This is a genomic window from Microbulbifer elongatus (genome assembly GCF_021165935.1).
Taxonomy (GTDB): domain Bacteria; phylum Pseudomonadota; class Gammaproteobacteria; order Pseudomonadales; family Cellvibrionaceae; genus Microbulbifer; species Microbulbifer elongatus.
The window spans coordinates 113,811-130,454 of record NZ_CP088953.1 but is presented as its reverse complement, the minus strand read 5'-3'; the positions used below and the strand labels follow the sequence as shown (position 1 = coordinate 130,454).

18 protein-coding genes and 1 other RNA gene are annotated in these 16,644 nt (G+C 59.5%); 10 read left to right on the top strand and 9 right to left on the bottom strand.

Going from position 1 to position 16,644, the window contains the following annotated elements:
• The first annotated feature begins 134 nt into the window (after nt 1–134).
• Nucleotides 135–1,040 carry an AraC family transcriptional regulator gene (locus LRR79_RS00590; RefSeq protein WP_231758506.1) on the top strand — a complete coding sequence of 302 codons (906 nt, stop codon included), beginning with the start codon at nt 135–137 and terminating at the stop codon, nt 1,038–1,040.
• Here LRR79_RS00590 and LRR79_RS00585 read toward each other — a convergent pair.
• A complete protein-coding gene (locus tag LRR79_RS00585) occupies nt 1,033–1,644 on the bottom strand; it encodes a protein kinase family protein (RefSeq protein WP_231758505.1) in 612 nt (203 codons plus the stop codon). The two genes, LRR79_RS00590 and LRR79_RS00585, sit on opposite strands and share 8 nt — an antisense overlap.
• Nucleotides 1,645–2,009: 365 nt before the next feature.
• On the opposite strand from LRR79_RS00585, the gene LRR79_RS00580 reads away from it, so the two are divergent.
• Entirely contained in the window at nt 2,010–3,248 is a 1,239-nt protein-coding gene (locus LRR79_RS00580; protein WP_231758504.1) for an OmpA family protein, read from the top strand.
• Between the two features lie 102 nt (nt 3,249–3,350).
• Here LRR79_RS00580 and LRR79_RS00575 read toward each other — a convergent pair whose 3' ends face one another.
• The gene (locus LRR79_RS00575; protein WP_231758503.1) at nt 3,351–4,394 is read right to left on the bottom strand and encodes an AraC family transcriptional regulator; all 1,044 of its coding nucleotides are present in this window, start codon (nt 4,392–4,394) and stop codon (nt 3,351–3,353) included.
• 198 nt (nt 4,395–4,592) lie between these two features.
• Here LRR79_RS00575 and LRR79_RS00570 point away from each other — a divergent pair, with 198 nt between their 5' ends.
• On the top strand, nt 4,593–4,922 hold the full coding sequence (locus tag LRR79_RS00570) for a helix-turn-helix domain-containing protein (protein ID WP_231758502.1): 330 nt from the start codon (nt 4,593–4,595) through the stop codon (nt 4,920–4,922).
• Nucleotides 4,923–4,943: 21 nt separating this feature from the next.
• Here LRR79_RS00570 and LRR79_RS00565 read toward each other — a convergent pair whose 3' ends face one another.
• From LRR79_RS00565 to rpiA, 3 genes are all read right to left on the bottom strand, one after another.
• Complete coding sequence (locus tag LRR79_RS00565) at nt 4,944–5,288, bottom strand: DUF4168 domain-containing protein (RefSeq protein WP_231758501.1); 345 nt, start codon at nt 5,286–5,288, stop codon at nt 4,944–4,946.
• Nucleotides 5,289–5,499: 211 nt separating this feature from the next.
• Nucleotides 5,500–6,126, bottom strand: coding sequence for a transglycosylase SLT domain-containing protein (locus tag LRR79_RS00560; RefSeq protein ID WP_231758500.1), 627 nt, complete (start codon nt 6,124–6,126; stop codon nt 5,500–5,502).
• A 29-nt stretch (nt 6,127–6,155) separates the two neighbouring features.
• Complete coding sequence (gene rpiA / locus LRR79_RS00555) at nt 6,156–6,833, bottom strand: ribose-5-phosphate isomerase RpiA (RefSeq protein WP_231758499.1); 678 nt, start codon at nt 6,831–6,833, stop codon at nt 6,156–6,158.
• A gap of 150 nt (nt 6,834–6,983) precedes the next feature.
• Here rpiA and ilvA point away from each other — a divergent pair, with 150 nt between their 5' ends.
• The gene (gene ilvA / locus LRR79_RS00550) at nt 6,984–8,507 is read left to right on the top strand and encodes a threonine ammonia-lyase, biosynthetic (protein WP_231758498.1); all 1,524 of its coding nucleotides are present in this window, start codon (nt 6,984–6,986) and stop codon (nt 8,505–8,507) included.
• A 329-nt stretch (nt 8,508–8,836) separates the two neighbouring features.
• Entirely contained in the window at nt 8,837–8,983 is a 147-nt protein-coding gene (locus tag LRR79_RS00545; RefSeq protein WP_197023877.1) for a hypothetical protein, read from the top strand.
• Nucleotides 8,984–9,079: 96 nt separating this feature from the next.
• Here the strand turns inward: LRR79_RS00545 and LRR79_RS00540 are convergent, their stop codons facing one another.
• From LRR79_RS00540 to LRR79_RS00525, 4 genes are all read right to left on the bottom strand, one after another.
• A complete protein-coding gene (locus LRR79_RS00540) occupies nt 9,080–9,688 on the bottom strand; it encodes a 5-formyltetrahydrofolate cyclo-ligase (RefSeq protein WP_231758497.1) in 609 nt (202 codons plus the stop codon).
• A gap of 36 nt (nt 9,689–9,724) precedes the next feature.
• Nucleotides 9,725–9,904: non-coding RNA, 6S RNA (gene ssrS, locus LRR79_RS00535), on the bottom strand.
• Between the two features lie 172 nt (nt 9,905–10,076).
• On the bottom strand, nt 10,077–10,385 hold the full coding sequence (locus LRR79_RS00530; protein ID WP_231758496.1) for a cell division protein ZapA: 309 nt from the start codon (nt 10,383–10,385) through the stop codon (nt 10,077–10,079).
• Nucleotides 10,382–10,588: a TIGR02449 family protein gene (locus LRR79_RS00525; RefSeq protein ID WP_231758495.1), complete on the bottom strand. Its 207-nt coding sequence runs from the start codon at nt 10,586–10,588 to the stop codon at nt 10,382–10,384. Before LRR79_RS00525 ends, LRR79_RS00530 begins: the two co-directional genes overlap by 4 nt.
• 306 nt (nt 10,589–10,894) lie before the next feature.
• On the opposite strand from LRR79_RS00525, the gene LRR79_RS00520 reads away from it, so the two are divergent.
• The 5 genes from LRR79_RS00520 to LRR79_RS00500 all read left to right on the top strand — a co-directional run bounded on the left by LRR79_RS00520 (nt 10,895) and on the right by LRR79_RS00500 (nt 16,643).
• Complete coding sequence (locus tag LRR79_RS00520) at nt 10,895–11,494, top strand: UPF0149 family protein (RefSeq protein WP_231758494.1); 600 nt, start codon at nt 10,895–10,897, stop codon at nt 11,492–11,494.
• 54 nt (nt 11,495–11,548) lie between these two features.
• Nucleotides 11,549–12,883, top strand: a complete 1,335-nt coding sequence (gene pepP / locus LRR79_RS00515; protein WP_231758493.1) for a Xaa-Pro aminopeptidase — start codon at nt 11,549–11,551, stop codon at nt 12,881–12,883.
• Nucleotides 12,880–14,133, top strand: a complete 1,254-nt coding sequence (locus LRR79_RS00510) for an FAD-dependent monooxygenase (protein ID WP_231758492.1) — start codon at nt 12,880–12,882, stop codon at nt 14,131–14,133. The genes pepP and LRR79_RS00510 overlap by 4 nt, the downstream gene beginning before the upstream one ends.
• Before the next feature lie 96 nt (nt 14,134–14,229).
• On the top strand, nt 14,230–15,465 hold the full coding sequence (locus LRR79_RS00505; RefSeq protein ID WP_231758491.1) for a UbiH/UbiF/VisC/COQ6 family ubiquinone biosynthesis hydroxylase: 1,236 nt from the start codon (nt 14,230–14,232) through the stop codon (nt 15,463–15,465).
• A gap of 101 nt (nt 15,466–15,566) precedes the next feature.
• Nucleotides 15,567–16,643: a rhomboid family intramembrane serine protease gene (locus LRR79_RS00500; RefSeq protein ID WP_231758490.1), complete on the top strand. Its 1,077-nt coding sequence runs from the start codon at nt 15,567–15,569 to the stop codon at nt 16,641–16,643.
• Nucleotide 16,644: the final 1 nt, after the last annotated feature.

Here is a 16,644-nt window from a genome sequence, read left to right as displayed (position 1 = left end):
GTTGCTTGTTCCTGTTGTTGTGCTGTCGAGGAATGAAAATAGAGGCTCCGGAGGGGGGGTACTTTCCTCTGAGTACAGATTCGTTGACCCACAGTCCAGCGCCTGCAACGACAATTTACTACGACAATAAAAATATGACTGAAGCGATGGTCCGCGGTCGGCAACAGCCCCGCGAGTTGATCGAGAACCGGGTGTCGTTCGCTGGCCCCAGTTCGGAACTCAGTGTTTACGACACCTACCTGCCGGCGGAGCGTGTTGGACTTTCTGCCGGTGAGCTACTGTATTGCGGCATGATCACCGGTCGCAAAATCATGCATGCCCAGAACAATTACGCCGCCGAGTTTCTGCCGCGGGAATCCTTTGTGATGGCGCCCGGAGAGCATGTGGAAATTGATTTTCCCGATGCGCGTATGGAGTCGCCCACCTCCTGTCTCACCATCGAGATTGCCCGCGATCGGGTGGAGAATATCTGTTCGCGTCTGAACAGCGCGGCGCCTCTGCAGCGGGAGTTTGAAGACTGGCGCTACCGGCCGGATTCGCTGATCCATACCCGGCACAGTCCCGCGACGCAGGAGCTGCTGCAACGGCTGGTCACCACCTTTACGGAGAATTCCAGCGACCGGGATTTTCTGGTGGATCTGGGGGTGAGTGAACTGGTGGTGCGGATGCTGCGGGAGCAGATGCGTACCTTTTTACTGAAGGTCTGCGCCAACAATCCCGAGGTCAATGGCCTGGGGGCAGTGATCCATCATATCCAGTCCCATCTGGATCAACCGCTGGACACGGAGCAACTCAGCAGAATTGCCTGTATGAGTCGCAGCCGGTTTTACGCAGAGTTCAAGCAGCACCTGGGGTGTACGCCGGCTGAGTTCCAGCAGCACCTGCGTATGCAGTCGGCAAAAGACCGCTTGGCGCGGGGCGAATCGGTGACCCGGGTGTGCTTTGATCTCGGGTATCGTCACCTCAGTCATTTCAGCCGCCGTTTCCACCAGCAGTTTGGGGTGAGCCCCAAACAGTACCGGGATCAGAACGTCAGCTGAGCTTGCGTGGCCTGCGCTTGGTGAGCGAGTGGATAAAGGCTACCAGGCCTCTGAGTCGTGCGCCGATCGCCACCAGCCGCGCCTGCCGGGCGGTCAGTTGATGGGGTTGGTGCTCGGCGATCAGGCGGTACAGGTGGTAGCGCGCAACCAGCCTGGCCACGGGCCAGTCCGGCCGCCAGTAGCGGGGACGCAGGCTGGCGCGTTCGAAGTCCACCAATCCGAGCCGGCCCTGCGCGTCAATCACGATATCGCGCACCGGCATTGAATGACGGGCGACCCCCGCGTCCAGCATCTGCTCCACAATCCTGCCGAGGTCATTGAGGTTTTCGGAACTCAGGCGCGCTGTGGATTCTCCCGGAAGGCGCGACATCTGCAGGGTGAACCGGCGATCGTCACTGTCCAATAGCTGCGGTATTTCGCGGATCCCGCGCAGGCGGTGGAGCGCCTCCTTCTCGGTAAAATAGCGGCGTCGGTGGGTTTTCGAGCGTGTTTTAAAGCGCTTCACCACTCGGTCTTGCTCGATATTGAGCAGAACCTTATTGGTTTCGTAGATGCCATCGATCACCACCTTTTGCGGCAACCTTGGCGCAATGTCGATTCCCATGAAACGTCCCTGTTTCAGTCCTTGGAATATATGCCCATCTCCGCAGGAGGGGAGGGGCGTTCGCAACAAGCGTTGCGTTGCGGAATTATGACCAGAAAGTGAAATTTTTATAAAGGCTGTATGGTTGCCGCACGCGCCAGATTGTTGACTACTGAAGCCTCGCCACCGCCGGCCGCAGGCCATTCAGAATGCTGATGGCGCTCTCTGCCTCTTATTCGGAATCGACCTAACCTGTGGTTTTTGCTGCCGTACACTGAGTGGAGTGATGGAATGAATACGCTCGACCGCCGCCGGAGTCCCGCGCAGCGTACCAGGGCGGTCGTTCGAGCAAGTCGCAGCAAGGCGAATCAGGCAAAGAGGTACACATGGCTGACAATATTCTGGATATGGCGGTACGCCACCTTGGATCTTCGGGGCTCGGTGCATTGGGCAATGCGCTGGGGCTGCCAGCGGGCAAATCCGAGTCTGCTTTTTCCACCGGTGCCGCCTCGGTTCTGGCCGGTATGCTGAATAAGGCCGGCAGCGAAAGTGGCCTGGGTTCGCTGCTCAACATGGCCACCAAAAGCACCAGTATGGATCTCTCTGCACCGGGAGATATTTTCTCCGACCCGGACCGGATGAGGAGTCTGCAGGATGTCGGTGGCAACATTCTGGGCGCACTGTTCGGCGACAAGAAAGATGGCATTTTCAATGTGATTTCCAATGCGCTTGGGCTGGACAGCACCAAAAGCGCCAGCCTGATGCGAATTGCCGCACCGGTGGTGATGTCGCTGGTGGGCAAGCTGGTGAAAAGCAAAGGGCTGAATATGGAAGGCCTGGCCGCGCTCTTGCTGGGTCAGAAAACCCATATCAAAGATCAGATACCGCCTGGGCTATTGGATGAACTCGGTGCCGACAGTCTGGATGAAATGGCCGAACGCACGGTGGTGGAAACCACCCCCCGTGAGACAGCCCACGCGGCTCACACCTCGCCGCCGGCGCGCAGGAGTGGCATTGGCAAATGGCTGTGGCCACTGCTGATTGCCCTGGGGGTACTGTGGGCTCTCAATATGTGTGCAAAAAAAGAGAAGGTGGACGATGGCACCGGTGGGGTGGTGATGGAGCAGGATGAGGTGGTGGTCGAAGAGGCTCCCGCAGGTTCTGCCGATGACCCCATGACGACGCCGGACACCCAGAAAGAAATACCAATGGATTCCGCCAGCGGAGATTTCGCGACGGATTTCCGTGCCTATCTGGCAGACGCGACCCGGGAGCCCGGCAAGGAATTCCCTCTGCGCATCGAGTTTCCCGCTGACGGAAGCATGCCCAATACCGACTCATTACCGGATGTGCAGGCGCTGATCAAAGTCATGCAGGAAAACCCGGGGCTCAATATCGTTATCGAGGGTTACACCGATAGTGACGGCGATGCCGGAGCCAATCAGAAACTGTCCGAGGCGCGCGCGCAGGCGGTGATGCTGATGGTGACCGGCGCCGGTGTGGATACGAGCCGTGTCAAAGCGGTGGGGATGGGCCCGGCCAACCCGATTGCGGATAACAGCACCGAAGAGGGCAAACAGAAAAACCGCCGCATTGTGGTCAAGGTGGACTCGTTTACCCAGTAAGGGTGCCTGAGGAGGTGACGGGTAATTCCCGGAGAAAAAAAACCGCGGCCAGCCGCGGTTTTTTGTTTGAGCCTCGCTGCCCCGGGGGAGAGCGCGTGCGTATTACCCCCGGTATTTTTCCCGGTAGGCGCCCGGCGCCAGTCCTGTCCACTTTTTGAAGGCGCGGTTGAACGCACTGGGTTCAGAAAAGCCCAGTCGCTCGGCAATTTCTGCCACGGCGGTGTCCTGTCCCTTCAGCTGGTACATGGCCATGTCCCGGCGCACCGAATCCTTGATGTCCTGCCAGCTGTTGCCCTCGTCTTTCAGGCGCCGACGCAGGGTCTGGGGCGAGGTGTGCAGGCGCTCGGCCACATCATCCAGCGACAGATTCTCGATGCTGTTATCGCTCTGCAGCATACGCCGGATTCGGCCGGTGTAGCTGTTATCGGACTTGTACTGGCTGAGGAGGCATTCTGGCGCGCGGGCGAGAAATTCGTTGAGTTGCTGCGCGTCGCGCACCAGGGGCATGCTCAGGTAGCGGGTGTTGAACACCAGGCAGGTTTCCTGCTGGTGAAAGTAGTGCCGGCAGGGGAACATGTCGGCGTACTCTTCCGGGTAATCCGGAGGTGGGAAGGCGAGATGGACCCGCTCCAGCAGGATGGTGCGGTCGATCAGCCAGCTGAAAAAGCGCAGCCAGATGACCGACAGGGATTCGACAAAGTTCTGGTTGGGCAGCTGTTTGCGATTTTCGTGATGGAAAATCAGCCGGGCTTCTTCACCGTCTTCTACCAGTTTGATGTGCAGATCGTCGCTGACCATGGCCACGAAGCGTGCAGCGCGCCGCAGCGCGCGGCGCAGGCTGGGGCAGGTGATGGTGGCGTGCCCCATCATGGCGAAGGTGCCGGGCAGCCAGGGACGCGCCAGATGGCCACTGGATTCATCTTCGAGTTGATCCCACAGCTGCCGCAACAGGTGCGCCAGCTGCTCGCGGCCGATTCGGGCGCCGGGGGTTGCGGCAGTGGACGGGTCGATGCCGGCGCCCAGCAACAGCTGGTCGCAGTCCACACCGGCGGCGCGCGGCCCGGCCAGATGGGCATACACGGCGGCGGCCAGGATACCGGGTTCCTGGTGCTGCTCGACTTCCTGAGGCTTCTCTTCTGTCTCCACGGTCACACTTCCCGCTGTTGGCTACTTGGTTACTTGTGGCTGGATTATGCAAAAAGGTGCATAAAAAGTCGCGCCTGTCGGGTAGGTGATCGATTTTGGTGCGGGCCGGGACCGTGGCTGAATGTGTGGCCGGTGTGCTACAAAGGGGGAAGGCGGGCAAGTGGTTTGCGCCCTGATCGACCTTTACAAGGAAGCGTTATGTCTCAATCCCTGAACAGCGGTCTCAACCCCACCATCTGTCGCCGGTTACTGGTGGCGTATCTGATCGAGCGTCTGCCGCGACCGAACAATCCCGCACTGGAGGAGGTGACTGGCTGGCCTCGCCGCACTATTCAGGATGTGATCGCCAAGGGCTTGCCGGGGCACGGGACTCAGGTAGCGTTTGTACAACAGGGGGTGCGCAATAACGATGGCTACTACGAACTGAAAGACTGGGGGTCGATCGACCGCCACTGGGTGCGGAGCAACCTGGTGGCGATTGCCGAGGTGCTGGCACTGGCGCCGGAGCAGATCCCGGCGCCGGATTGAGCTCGGGGCCTGGTGTGCCAGTTATTGTGGCGCCGCGGCCTTCTGCAGAATGGCATTCACTTTTTTCAGCAGTTCAGGGTCGTTGCGCAGTTGGGTGGCGATACCCTGGTACTCTTCTTTGCTCAGGCCCGCGCTCTGTACCGCGGCAACCATTTTGCTCTGGGCTTCTACATTGATTGCCTCGGCGGCGGCGGCATCCGCGGCGGCTTTGATTTTCGGCGCGTATTCCTGGCTCAGGGTCACAATGGAGCGGTAGGCATCGGCAAACTTCTGGAGCTGCGCTTCGGAGATGGCGGTTTCGGCAAAGGCGCTGGAAACAGCGAGAGCCAATGCGAGAGCGGCGGAAAAGATGACGGTCGGCTTCATGAGCACCTCTCATTATCGGGGTAAAACGCATCTGTGCGGAATTGCACGCCCAGCGTCAGGTGAGGGCTACAGAGCCTTGGCATCGAAATTCATCGAGGGTGTGCGGCAAAGCACTGTCTGCAAAGGGTAGTTGTTATTCCGGGCTGGTTGGGAGATTCGCCGCCACTTCCTCCGCTGACCGGCGAATTTTCTCGGCTTGGTAATCACCGGGTCAAAACAGCCCCAGGAACTTTTTCCGTTTTTTCAGCGAGGCCTCGCAACTGTTGAGCTGCCGCTGGTAGGTCTGTGCCCGCGCCGATACCTTTTTGGCCACATTTTTTAGCCATTGCTTGTTGCGAAAGGTGCGGCGGTTAAATCCGCCTTGGCCCTCGTGGTAGGCGAGATAAAGATGATAGGTATCGTTGGGCTTGATACGGCACTGGCGCTGGCTGGTGTTGTGGTACCAGCCGACAAAATCGATTGCGTCCTCGAAGTCGTCGCGATCCCCGCGGTAGTTGCCGGTGGAGCGCTGATAACCCTTCCAGGTGGTACCGAGGGCCTGGGCATAACCGTAGGCATCGGAGGGGCGTGGTCCGGGAATTATCCACAGGATCTTGGTGCGCGGCGGTCTGGCATCGTGCACGAAGCGGGATTCCTGGTGCAGAGTGGCCATCATGGTGGCGATGGGGGTGTTCCACTTGCGCGCGGACTCCGCCGCCTCGTGGTACCAGTCATCCTTCTCGCGGAAGATCGCGCACAGGTCGTCGGTATTACTCGGCGGTGTGGTGGCACAGCCCGTTGCCAGCAGAATGGGCAGAGCGAGCAGTGCCAGCGCGCGTTTTTTATTGTTTTGAATCATGCGTTTGCAACTACAGATTTCGGGGCCGGTCAGACCTTGGACGTTACGGTCTTGACGCCGTCGGCGGTGCCGAGCAGCAGTACGTCCGCGGGGCGCGCGGCAAACAGTCCGTTGGTCACCACACCGGTAATATTGTTGATGGCGTCCTCCAGTTCCAGAGGCTTGGCGATCTGCATATTGTGCACGTCGAGGATGACATTGCCATTGTCGGTGGTCACACCCTCGCGATACACCGGGTCGCCGCCGAGTTTGACGATTTCCCGCGCCACATAGGAGCGCGCCATGGGAATGACTTCCACCGGCAGGGGGAAATTGCCCAATACTTCTACCCACTTGCTCTCGTCGGCGATGCACACAAACTCCTCGGAGCAGGCGGCAACGATTTTTTCCCGGGTCAGTGCGGCACCGCCGCCTTTGATCAGCTGCAGCAGTGGGTTGGTCTCATCGGCACCGTCCACATACACGCGGATGCCGTCGACCGCATTCAGGTCATACACCGGGATGCCGTGGGACTTGAGACGCTCGGCAGAGGCTTCGGAGCTGGCGACGGTACCGTCGAACAGGCCCTTTTTCTCCGCCAGATAGTCGATAAAGAAGTTCGCGGTGGAGCCGGTGCCGACGCCGACAATGGTGTCGGATTCCAGCATGGGGGTGATGTATTCCACCGCGGCGCGGGCGACCGCCTGCTTGAGTTGATCCTGATTCATAAGGAAATATGCGTCCTTGTGCAATTTTTGCCATCAAAATGCCCGCGAATGAATATTTTTGCGCGCAAAAGTGGCTCGTTGGTGGCTTTGCTGCTGTGTAGCGATTAGACTGGCGGGCTTGTAAACATCCATCGGCTGCTGATTTCTGTCATGCCCAAGTCCTATATCAAGCGCATTTTAGACGCGCGCATTTACGATGTCGCCATCGAAACCCCGCTGGAGCCCATGCGTCAGCTGTCTCATCGTCTCAGCAACCGTGTTCTGCTGAAACGGGAAGACCTGCAACCCGTGTTCTCCTTCAAGATTCGCGGCGCCTACAACAAACTCCTGCAGTTGCCTCCAGAGCAACGGGCCAAAGGAGTGATTGCCGCTTCCGCCGGCAACCATGCCCAGGGGCTGGCGCTGGGGGCGCAGCAGCTGGGCGTGCGCGCCACCATTGTGATGCCGTCCACCACACCGGCGATCAAGGTCAACGCGGTGCGCATGCGCGGCGCGGAAGTGGTGTTGCATGGGGACACCTTTGACGAGGCCGCGGCCCTGGCCAGACAGCTGGTGGAAGAGCGCGGCCTGGTGTTTATCCACCCCTATGACGATCCGGACGTGATCGCCGGCCAGGGCACTGTGGCGATGGAACTGTTGCGGCAGCAGCCGGGCCATCTGGATGCGGTGTTCATTCCGGTCGGTGGCGGCGGTCTGGCCGCGGGTATGGCGGCCTATATCAAGTATGTGCGCCCGGAGATCAAGGTGTACGCCGTGGAGCCGGAAGACGCCGCCTGTCTCAAACTCGCCATGGACCAGGGCAGCCGCGACGGGCGTCTGCCCCAGGTAGGCCTGTTTGCCGATGGCGTGGCGGTGGCACAGATTGGCGAGGAAACCTATCGGGTGCTGCGGGAGACCATCGACGGTGTCATTACGGTGACTACCGACGAGATCTGTGCGGCGATCAAGGACATTTTTGAGGATACCCGCTCCATCGCCGAGCCCGCCGGCGCCGTGGGCCTCGCTGGCCTGAAAAAGTACGCCGAACAGAGTGGCGAGCAAAACCAGGCCCTGGCGACCGTGTGCAGCGGCGCCAATACCAATTTTGACCGCCTGCGCTACATCAGCGAGCGCACCGAAATCGGTGAGAAACGGGAGGCGGTGCTGGCGGTGACCATTCCGGAGAAGGCGGGCAGCTATCTGCAGTTCTGCCGCGATCTCGGCGATCGCGCGATTACCGAGTTCAACTACCGGTACGCCAATTCCGGTGAAGCGCATATCTTCGTGGGGATGCAGGTTGCCACCGATGCGGACCGTGCCCAGCTGGTGAGCCAGCTGGAGGGCGACGGTTATCAGGTCGCGGACCTGACCGACAACGAGATGGCCAAGTTGCATATCCGCCACCTGGTGGGTGGTCGCGCCCCGGGTGTGGATAACGAGGTGGTGTACCGTTTCGAGTTCCCAGAGCGCCCCGGTGCCTTGCGAAACTTCCTCGAGCAGCTGGCCGGGCGCTGGAACATTACGCTGTTCCACTACCGCAACCACGGCGCCGCTTACGGCCGTGTGCTGGTGGGGCTGGAAGTGGCGGAAGACGAGCGCGCGGAGCTCAATGCGCTGCTCGACCGCTTGCACTACCCCTTCTGGGATGAGACGGAAAACCCGGCGTACCGCTTTTTCCTGGCGCAGAAGGGCTGAATGCGGCAGAGAAATGTGCGCCTGTCGCCAATATTCGCGATGGGTAGATCACCAAACTGGCTCTGTCTAACTTGCAGTCTTCAATTTGTGAGGGATCTCTCAAAAAAAAGCCCTTGACGGGTTACTATTTGGCCACTGATCGAGTATCTTTTGACCGGTGATTGGCCCTTGGTAGTCATATTCGGACCGGTAAATCAACGGCGCAGATATTTCTGGCGTTGTGGAACTTTCCGAATGGCGATGGTCCAAATCACCACTGGTGGCGCAGATCACCAGGCGTAAAAAAGATACCGAAAACAACAAGAATTCAGATCTACAGGATGGTCCCCATGAAACCCGATGCATTGACACTCGCAGTAGTTGTCTTTGTTGCGGGCGTACTGCTGAGCAGCAGCGGCTTGACCGAGGTGTTCTCCTCCGACCAGGAAGAGGCCGACGTCCCGGCAGCCCTTCAGCAGGGAGTGGTCACTCGCTGACCACTCCGCCCGCAGGCGTTCTATGCCAAGCAAAAAAGCCGGACTCTGGAAACAGAGGCCGGCTTTTTTGTATCCGAATATCGGCGGTCGGGTCAGTCAGCGGCAGCGGTACAGGCGTTGATCCGTGGCAACCAGCGCCAGAGGAATATCCCAGCTTTCGGCCGGCAGCCGAGTCACGCACTGTAACTGGTGCGCCACGCCCACCAGCTGCGGACCGCTCCCGGGGCGCAAATGTTTGAAAGCAAAGGTACGGTCGTAGTAGCCCGCGCCCATACCCAGACGTGCTCCGGTGGGATCAAAGGCCACCAGCGGAACCAGCACCAGATCCAGTTTCTGCGGGGCGCGGATTGCGCCGCGCCCGACTACCGGCTCCGGAATCCCGTAGCGGTTGCGGTAGCGCAGCTGTGCTCCGGGCCAGTGGATAAAGGTCATGGTGGTGCGTCCAGGGCGGGGGAGCGCGGGCAGGTAGAAATGCTTGCCCGGAAAGCGGGCCAGCAGCGGGCGCGGATCGATTTCCCCATCCATCGGCCAATAGATGCCGATGTGACGTGCCCGTCGTATTTCCGGGCTGCGTGCCAGGCGTTGGCACAGGCGCCGACTGGCCTGGCGCTGCTGATTCGGCGTCAACCCGCGCCGAGCGGTGCGAATCTGTTTGCGCAGTTGGGCTTTGGATGCGGGCGTAAACGACGCGGAGGGTGCGGTCATGGAGGTGTGGGTTCCACCGTCATGGCATCAAGAATTAGGAGCCCCGAAGATGCGGCTGAAGACATAGCCTTGAACCGTAAGGCTCAAGGTGGCGGTTCCCGGAATGCATAAGGCTTTCCGCTACATGGCGGACTTGCACACCAACACTCGCTGGGAACCTCCAGGGTGAAATTATCGGCTCAGGACATAGTCAACTGGCCAACACTTCAGGGCGAGTAAGCAGTATACCTCTTGAGGCGTGTCTTGGCTAAACGCACTTTCGCGCCAAAACGGTCTTTTTCGCAATCGTCAAGGGTGCCGACTGCGATGGAAGAAAAAGCATTTGAAGTGGAGCGAAACGCAGCGAACTGCAGCGAATTCAGGGAAGGCAATTGGCTATTTGTGTAACTCAGGGTTTGTCGAATTTACTCAGTGCCGCCTGAACTTTTTCATGCAGGCGGTCGAGCATCTGTTCTTCCACTGGCTGGCGCGCCAGACCGGCTTTGGCCTGGATCAGTTCGTGGGCGATATTCAATGCCGCCATTACGGCAATACGCTCCGCGCCGATCACGGTGCCGCCGTTGCGAATCTTGGCCATGCGCTCATTGAGCAGTTTTGCCGATGCCTGCAGGCCGGCCTGCTCGTCTTCGGCGCAGGCTACCCGGTACTCTTTATCGAGTATGGTGACCGCGACGGAGTGATTGGGTTTACTGCTCATGCGTTTTCTTGGCTCAGGCCCTTCAGGCGATTGATCATGGTTTCCACGCGCGTGCGGGCAATTTCATTATTTTTAATCAGCCGTTGCCGCTCCTCCTGCCACTGACCTTCCTGCTCGCGCAGGGCACGGTTATCGGCAGCCAGCTGCTGATACTGTTGGATCAGAGTATCCAGCTTGAGTTCTAACGCCTGTATCTTGTCCATAATTCCTGCGTATTCAGTGCGCCGCCCGCTCCGTTAACCTGACAAAAACCTGACAAAGGTTCCTTAGCCGGGGGATTCCGCTACTATATTGCCGGTGAATTTTAGGGTCAATTACCTACTATTACGGTTTGTGCGTACTCAAGTTCGCGCCGGCCGTTGCCTAGCCAATATTTCACCAGTTTGGTGAAATAATCACACATTCGGTTGTTGTCGTCGGATTATCCCGTGAGACTTGTGCGAATTCTTGGCGGCCGTTCAAATTTTCGGCATATCGTTTGCCGTAGCGTCTATGTTTTTGGAGTGTTTATGTCCGCTGGATCTGCAAAGCCCGTAAAGAAAATCGCGTTCGACGACCTGGCAAACCCGATTGTCGCCGCCGGCGGCAACATTGGCCCCAGCGAGTTGCATGGATTTATTTGCGGTGTGCTGGCGGCAGGAGCCCGTCCAAGTGCGTCGCGTTGGCAGAAAGAGACGGCGGATTTTCTCGATCTGGAGGCGGTGCCTGCAGATCTCGACCTCGCAATACAGTCGCTGGTTGACCAGAGTCTGGCGGATTTCACCGATAAAGATTTTTCATTTCAGCCATTGCTGAGCGACAGCGATGAGCTGGCCGAGCGCGGTCAGACCCTGTGCCTCTGGTGCGAGGGATTTCTGCATGGTTTCGGTGTCGGTAAATATACCGGTGAACTGTTGCCCACCAGCAGTGAGGCATTGAAAGATATGGCTGAGATTGCCCAACTGGATGCCGAAGGTATGGAAAATGATGTGGAGCAGGAGCGCCAGCTGTTCGAAGTGCAGGAATATGTGCGTATGGGAGCGCTGAATATTTTTGTGGAGTGCAATAGCGCCGCCGGCCGGAAGCCGGGAGCCGCGGATAATGGGGCTGCCGGGCCCACCCTGCACTGAAGCTCCGCGGGGCGCTTAGCGACTTTTCCCTGACTCAAGTTCCGTGGTCTGCGAATGAACATTACCAAAGCCGAATACGCCCGCCGTCGCCAGCGTCTGCTGGACGCCATGCCGGAAAACAGCGTGGCAATTGTGCCGTCTGCGCGGGAACAGCTGCGCTCCCGGGATACCTATTTTCGATTTCGTCAGGACAGTGATTTTCTCTACCTGAGCGGGTTTGATGAACCCGAATCTCTGTTGGTGCTTGCTCCGGGGCGGGCTCAGGGGGAAACCTTGCTGTTCTGCCGTGAGCGCGATGGAGAAAAAGAGCGGTGGGACGGCCCGCGTCTCGGGCCAGAGCAGGCCGCTGAACAGTGCGGGCTGAGTGATGCTTTTCCCATCGGCGACCTCGATGACATTCTGCCGGGACTGCTGGAGGGCAGAGACTTTATCTGCTACACCATGGGCCGTTTTCCACAGCTCGATCGGCGCCTGCAGTCGTATCTACACGCTATAGAAAATGCCCCCGGAAGCAGTGGCGCGCCGCAGATGCGCAGTCTCGACCCGCTGTTGCACGATCTGCGTCTGTACAAAAGCGCCGCGGAAATTCGGCTGATGGCCAGGGCTGCGGAAATCAGTGCGCAGGGACACTGTCGAGCGATGCAGTTGTGCCGCCCAGGCTTGTACGAATACCAGCTGGAAGCCGAGCTGTTGCACACCTTCGCCACAGCCGGTGCCCGTGAGCCCGCGTACCCCAGCATTGTTGGCAGTGGCCGCAATGCTCTGGTGATGCACTACATCGACAATAACGCGGCCCTGAAAAATGGTGACCTGGTACTGATCGACGCGGGCTGTGAATACCGCGGTTACGCCGCGGATATCACCCGCACCATCCCGGTGAATGGGCATTTTAGTGGGCCGCAGAAAGCGGTGTATGAAATTGTACTCGCCAGCCAGCTGGCGGCCATCGAGCAGTGTGCGCCGGGCAATGACTGGGATCAGCCACACCTCGCCAGTGTGGAAGTTATCGTGCAGGGACTCAAGGACCTGGGGCTGCTCCAGGGGGAAGTATCCGGGCTTATCGAGTCCGGTGCCTATCGGCCTTTTTACATGCATCGCGTGGGCCACTGGCTGGGTATGGATGTTCACGATGTGGGGGACTACAAGGTGCACGGTCAGTGGCGACAGCTGGAGGCGGGAATGGTCATGACCGTGGAACCGGGAATCTATATCGGCGTGGACATGCCCTCGGTGCCGGATAAATTCCGCGGTATCGGCATTCGTATTGAAGACGACGTGGCGTTAACCCGCACGGGGAACACCGTGCTTTCTGCCGCAGCGCCGAAAACCATTGGCGATATCGAACATCTGATGCGTGCGGGTGACCTTGTTCAGGAGGCGCTGCTGTGAGTGCATCTATGCAGACGACGGATGTGGCGATTGTCGGTGGCGGTATGGCCGGCGCCAGCCTCGCACTGTTACTGACCCATCACTGCCCGCAGCTGAGCGTCACCCTGTTGGAACGTCAGCCGGTTGGCGGGGTGGATGCGCCGCTCAATCTGCCAAGTTTCGACACCCGCGCTACCGCTATCGCAGCCGGCAGCCTGGGGATTTTTTCGCAACTGGGGTTGTGGCCGTCCCTGCGGGAATTCGCCGCGCCCATCCGCCAGGTGCAGGTTTCCGATCGCGGTCACAGCCTTGGAGCCAGTCTCGATGCGGGGCGGGAAAAAGCCGCGAGTTTTGACGGTATGCTCGGTGCGGTTATCGAAAACGCCGCGCTCGGCCCACTGCTGTATCGGGCGCTGAAAAACACTCCGGTGCAGGTGGTGGATAATGCGGAAGTCGGCGCAGTAGCCATGCGCGCGCCGGGGGCCGAGCTGGAGGTTTCCCGTGCGGGTAACACCGCGCGCCTGCAGACCCGCCTGCTGGTGGTCGCCGATGGCGCGGGCTCCGCGCTGTGTGAACGCCTCGGTATCGCCACGTCAAAGGTGGACTACCAGCAGCAGGCGCTGGTTACCACCGTGGGGCTGCAAAAAGATCATCGGGGCATCGCGTTTGAACGCTTTACCGAAACCGGCCCCATGGCACTGCTGCCTCTGCCGAAAAGAGCGGGCATGCATCGCGCGGCGCTGGTCTGGACCTGTGAGAACGGTGGGTACTCGTCTCTGGCGACACTGCCGGAGACTGAATTTATTCAGCAACTGCAGCGTACCTTCGGCTGGCGTGCGGGCAGAATCATTCGCACGGGCAAATTGCATCACTATCCCCTGACATTGTCCCTGGCCCGTGAACAGGTGCGCCGCGGTGTGGTACTGGTGGGCAACAGTGCCCACTTCCTGCATCCGGTGGCCGGGCAGGGCTTTAATCTGACACTGCGGGATTGCGACGGTCTGGCTCGTACCATTGGTCGGGCAATGGCGGAGAAAGGCCCGGATTTCGCCCATAGCGGGCCGGGCGAGCTAGACTTACTGGAGGCCTATTGGCGCGAACGTCAACATGACCAGCAGCTCACTATCGGCTTCAGCGACAAGATTCCCCCACTGTTCGCCTCGCGCAGTCTTCTGACCAGTGGGTTGCGGCAGCTGGGGCTGCTGGGGCTGGCGCTGACACCGGCGGGCCGTGGAGCATTTGCCCGCCAGGCAGCAGGAATTACTCCTTAGGCGCGCCGCACACTATAAAGGTTCGGATTCTCGGTATGACCGATGCAGCGGTCACTCAATACCTTCATATTTCTTCATTCCGGAGACGATCTGCGTATGAACAGACAGCGAATGGACGTAACCATTGTCGGTGGTGGCATGGTGGGTATGGCACAGGCGGCCCTGCTGGCGGTGCGTTATCCACAGTTGCGGATTTCGCTGTTGGAAGCATCGCCGGTGACACCGCAGGTGCGTCCCGACACTTACGACGCGCGGGTTGTGGCTCTCACCGAAGCCTCGCGAGAACTGCTGGAAGAGACCGGCGCCTGGTCACTGATTGCCGGTAAACGCGAGTGCCCCTATACCCAGATGCGCGTGTGGGATGCGGAGGGAACCGGCTCGGTGTATTTCGACTGCCGCGATGTGAAGCTGCCAAATCTCGGGCATATTGTGGAAAACAACGTAATCCTTCAGGCCCTGCGCCAGCGTATCGATGAGCTGCCCAACGTGGATCTGGTGACCGGCTTCAAACTGGAGAGCTGGTGGCGCGATTGCGGCCTCTGGCATCTGCAGTCGCGCAACCCCAATCGCGGGCAGGTCGAGGGGCTGGAGGAACAGGCTCCGGTGCTGACCACGCGCCTGTTGGTCGGGGCCGATGGTGTGCGCTCGCGGGTGCGGGACCTGCTGCGTATCCGCACGCGGGACGTGGAGTATCAGCAGACAGCGCTGGTGTGTGTGGCGCGCTGTGAAAAGTCTCATCAGAATACTGCCTGGCAGCGTTTTCTGGATACCGGGCCGCTGGCCTTTCTGCCGCTGTCCGGCCTGGGCGATGACCGCCACTGCGCGGTGGTCTGGTCTGCGGACGACAGCCTTGCCCGCGAGCTGGTGATGCTGGACGACAAGGCTTTCGCCCTGAATCTGGAGAAGGCGTTTGAAAGCCGTCTCGGTGGTATCGAAGCCGTGGGTGAGCGTTTTTCCTTTGCCTTGCGCGCCCGTCACGCGGAAGCCTACTACGGCCCCGGCGCGGTACTGGTAGGCGATGCGGCACACAGTATTCATCCCCTTGCCGGGCAGGGCGTTAATCTGGGCATGATGGATGCCCGGGTACTGGCGGAGGAGGTGGGACGCGCACTGGAGCGCAATATCTCACCGGCACACGCTTCGGTACTGGCCCGCTATCAACGCCGTCGTCGCGGCGAGAACGCGTCCACGCTCAAGGCGATGAGTACCTTCAAATCGCTGTTTGGCGCGGGCGACCTGCACTGGCGCTGGCTGCGTAATACGGGTCTCAGCATGGTAGACGCGAGTCCGATGCTGAAAAAACGCATCATCATGCGCGCCATGTCCGTATGAATCCTGCGGGGAAGCAGCTTCAAAAACGCGGCGCAATGGCCGCGTTTTTTGTTAGAGTCTCCCACATCTTTTACCTGAGCACTGATGAATAAGGGCGTTGCTTGAACCACTGGATCACCGTTTGCGATTTTCCACTTGGCCAGGACCTGTCACCGGTGGCAGATTTTATTCGCCGCCATCAATTGCCCCTGCGTATTACCGAAGAAAACAATCACCAGGTTGTGGCGAGTCTCGCGCCGCAACTTGTCGATCCCATGCGGCAGCTGCTGGCGCGCTGGCAGGAAGGTGCGGTCGATCTGGCGCAGGTCAGTGTGCACGTGCACGATAACGCTGCACAGCCTCCGCCGGTGTCGTCCGCTGTGAATGCGCAAGCCGGCGCAACTGACGAGCGCGATACCGCGGAGGGCACTCGGGAAAACACCCCGGAAGATTCTCAACAGCACCCTCAACAACAGACTCCGGAAGGCGCTACCGGCGAAGTAACAGCACCGGTTGCCGGTGTGATTCCGCCGTGGCCACTGCGTCAGACACCGGTGTCACTTCTGCTGATTGTGCTTTGTTTTATCGGCTGGTTTATGTTGCGCCAGGGCTGGGCAGAGCCGCTGGTTATTTTTCCGCAACCGAAAGGCAATGGCGCGCTGCCCGGCAGCACTCTGGGTATGCATCTGGCCCAGGGTGAGTACTGGCGGCTGTGGTCGCCGGCAATCGTGCATTTTTCGATTCCCCATGCGTTGTTTAACGGCCTGGGTATCTGGATCGTTGGCCGCTCACTGGAGGCTCGGGCCGGTTCTCTTTGGTTTACTGTACTGGTATTGATCAGCGCACCTGCGGCCAATCTCGCACAGTATTACACCTCCCCGCAGAATCTGTTTGGCGGTATGTCCGGTGTGGTCTATGCGCTGATCGGCTGTGCCCTGGTCATTCAGCGCTGGCAGCCCCGGTGGCGCGACGTGCCGGTGGCACTGCTGTGGTTATCGGTAGTCTGGTTGCTGGTGTGTATGCTGGGTGTGGTGGATTATTTTATTCCCGGGGGGATCGCCAATGCCGCGCATGTGGGTGGTTTTGCCGCGGGTGTTGTTCTGGGGCTGGCGTTTTGCCTGGTAGGTGGCAGCCGATACTTTGCGCCGCCGCCGAAAAACACCGATGATGCGAGTCACCATCGCCGGCAACCTTTCTGAC

Bases quoted from the DNA above. Each gene is read 5' to 3' on its own strand.
- LRR79_RS00590 (WP_231758506.1), top strand. From the start codon at position 135: ATGACTGAAGCGATGGTCCGCGGTCGGCAACAGCCCCGCGAGTTGATC.
- LRR79_RS00585 (WP_231758505.1), bottom strand. From the start codon at position 1,644: ATGGGAATCGACATTGCGCCAAGGTTGCCGCAAAAGGTGGTGATCGAT.
- LRR79_RS00580 (WP_231758504.1), top strand. From the start codon at position 2,010: ATGGCTGACAATATTCTGGATATGGCGGTACGCCACCTTGGATCTTCG.
- LRR79_RS00570 (WP_231758502.1), top strand. From the start codon at position 4,593: ATGTCTCAATCCCTGAACAGCGGTCTCAACCCCACCATCTGTCGCCGG.
- LRR79_RS00565 (WP_231758501.1), bottom strand. From the start codon at position 5,288: ATGAAGCCGACCGTCATCTTTTCCGCCGCTCTCGCATTGGCTCTCGCT.
- LRR79_RS00560 (WP_231758500.1), bottom strand. From the start codon at position 6,126: ATGATTCAAAACAATAAAAAACGCGCGCTGGCACTGCTCGCTCTGCCC.
- rpiA (WP_231758499.1), bottom strand. From the start codon at position 6,833: ATGAATCAGGATCAACTCAAGCAGGCGGTCGCCCGCGCCGCGGTGGAA.
- ilvA (WP_231758498.1), top strand. From the start codon at position 6,984: ATGCCCAAGTCCTATATCAAGCGCATTTTAGACGCGCGCATTTACGAT.
- LRR79_RS00545 (WP_197023877.1), top strand. From the start codon at position 8,837: ATGAAACCCGATGCATTGACACTCGCAGTAGTTGTCTTTGTTGCGGGC.
- LRR79_RS00540 (WP_231758497.1), bottom strand. From the start codon at position 9,688: ATGACCGCACCCTCCGCGTCGTTTACGCCCGCATCCAAAGCCCAACTG.
- LRR79_RS00530 (WP_231758496.1), bottom strand. From the start codon at position 10,385: ATGAGCAGTAAACCCAATCACTCCGTCGCGGTCACCATACTCGATAAA.
- LRR79_RS00525 (WP_231758495.1), bottom strand. From the start codon at position 10,588: ATGGACAAGATACAGGCGTTAGAACTCAAGCTGGATACTCTGATCCAA.
- LRR79_RS00520 (WP_231758494.1), top strand. From the start codon at position 10,895: ATGTCCGCTGGATCTGCAAAGCCCGTAAAGAAAATCGCGTTCGACGAC.
- pepP (WP_231758493.1), top strand. From the start codon at position 11,549: ATGAACATTACCAAAGCCGAATACGCCCGCCGTCGCCAGCGTCTGCTG.
- LRR79_RS00505 (WP_231758491.1), top strand. From the start codon at position 14,230: ATGAACAGACAGCGAATGGACGTAACCATTGTCGGTGGTGGCATGGTG.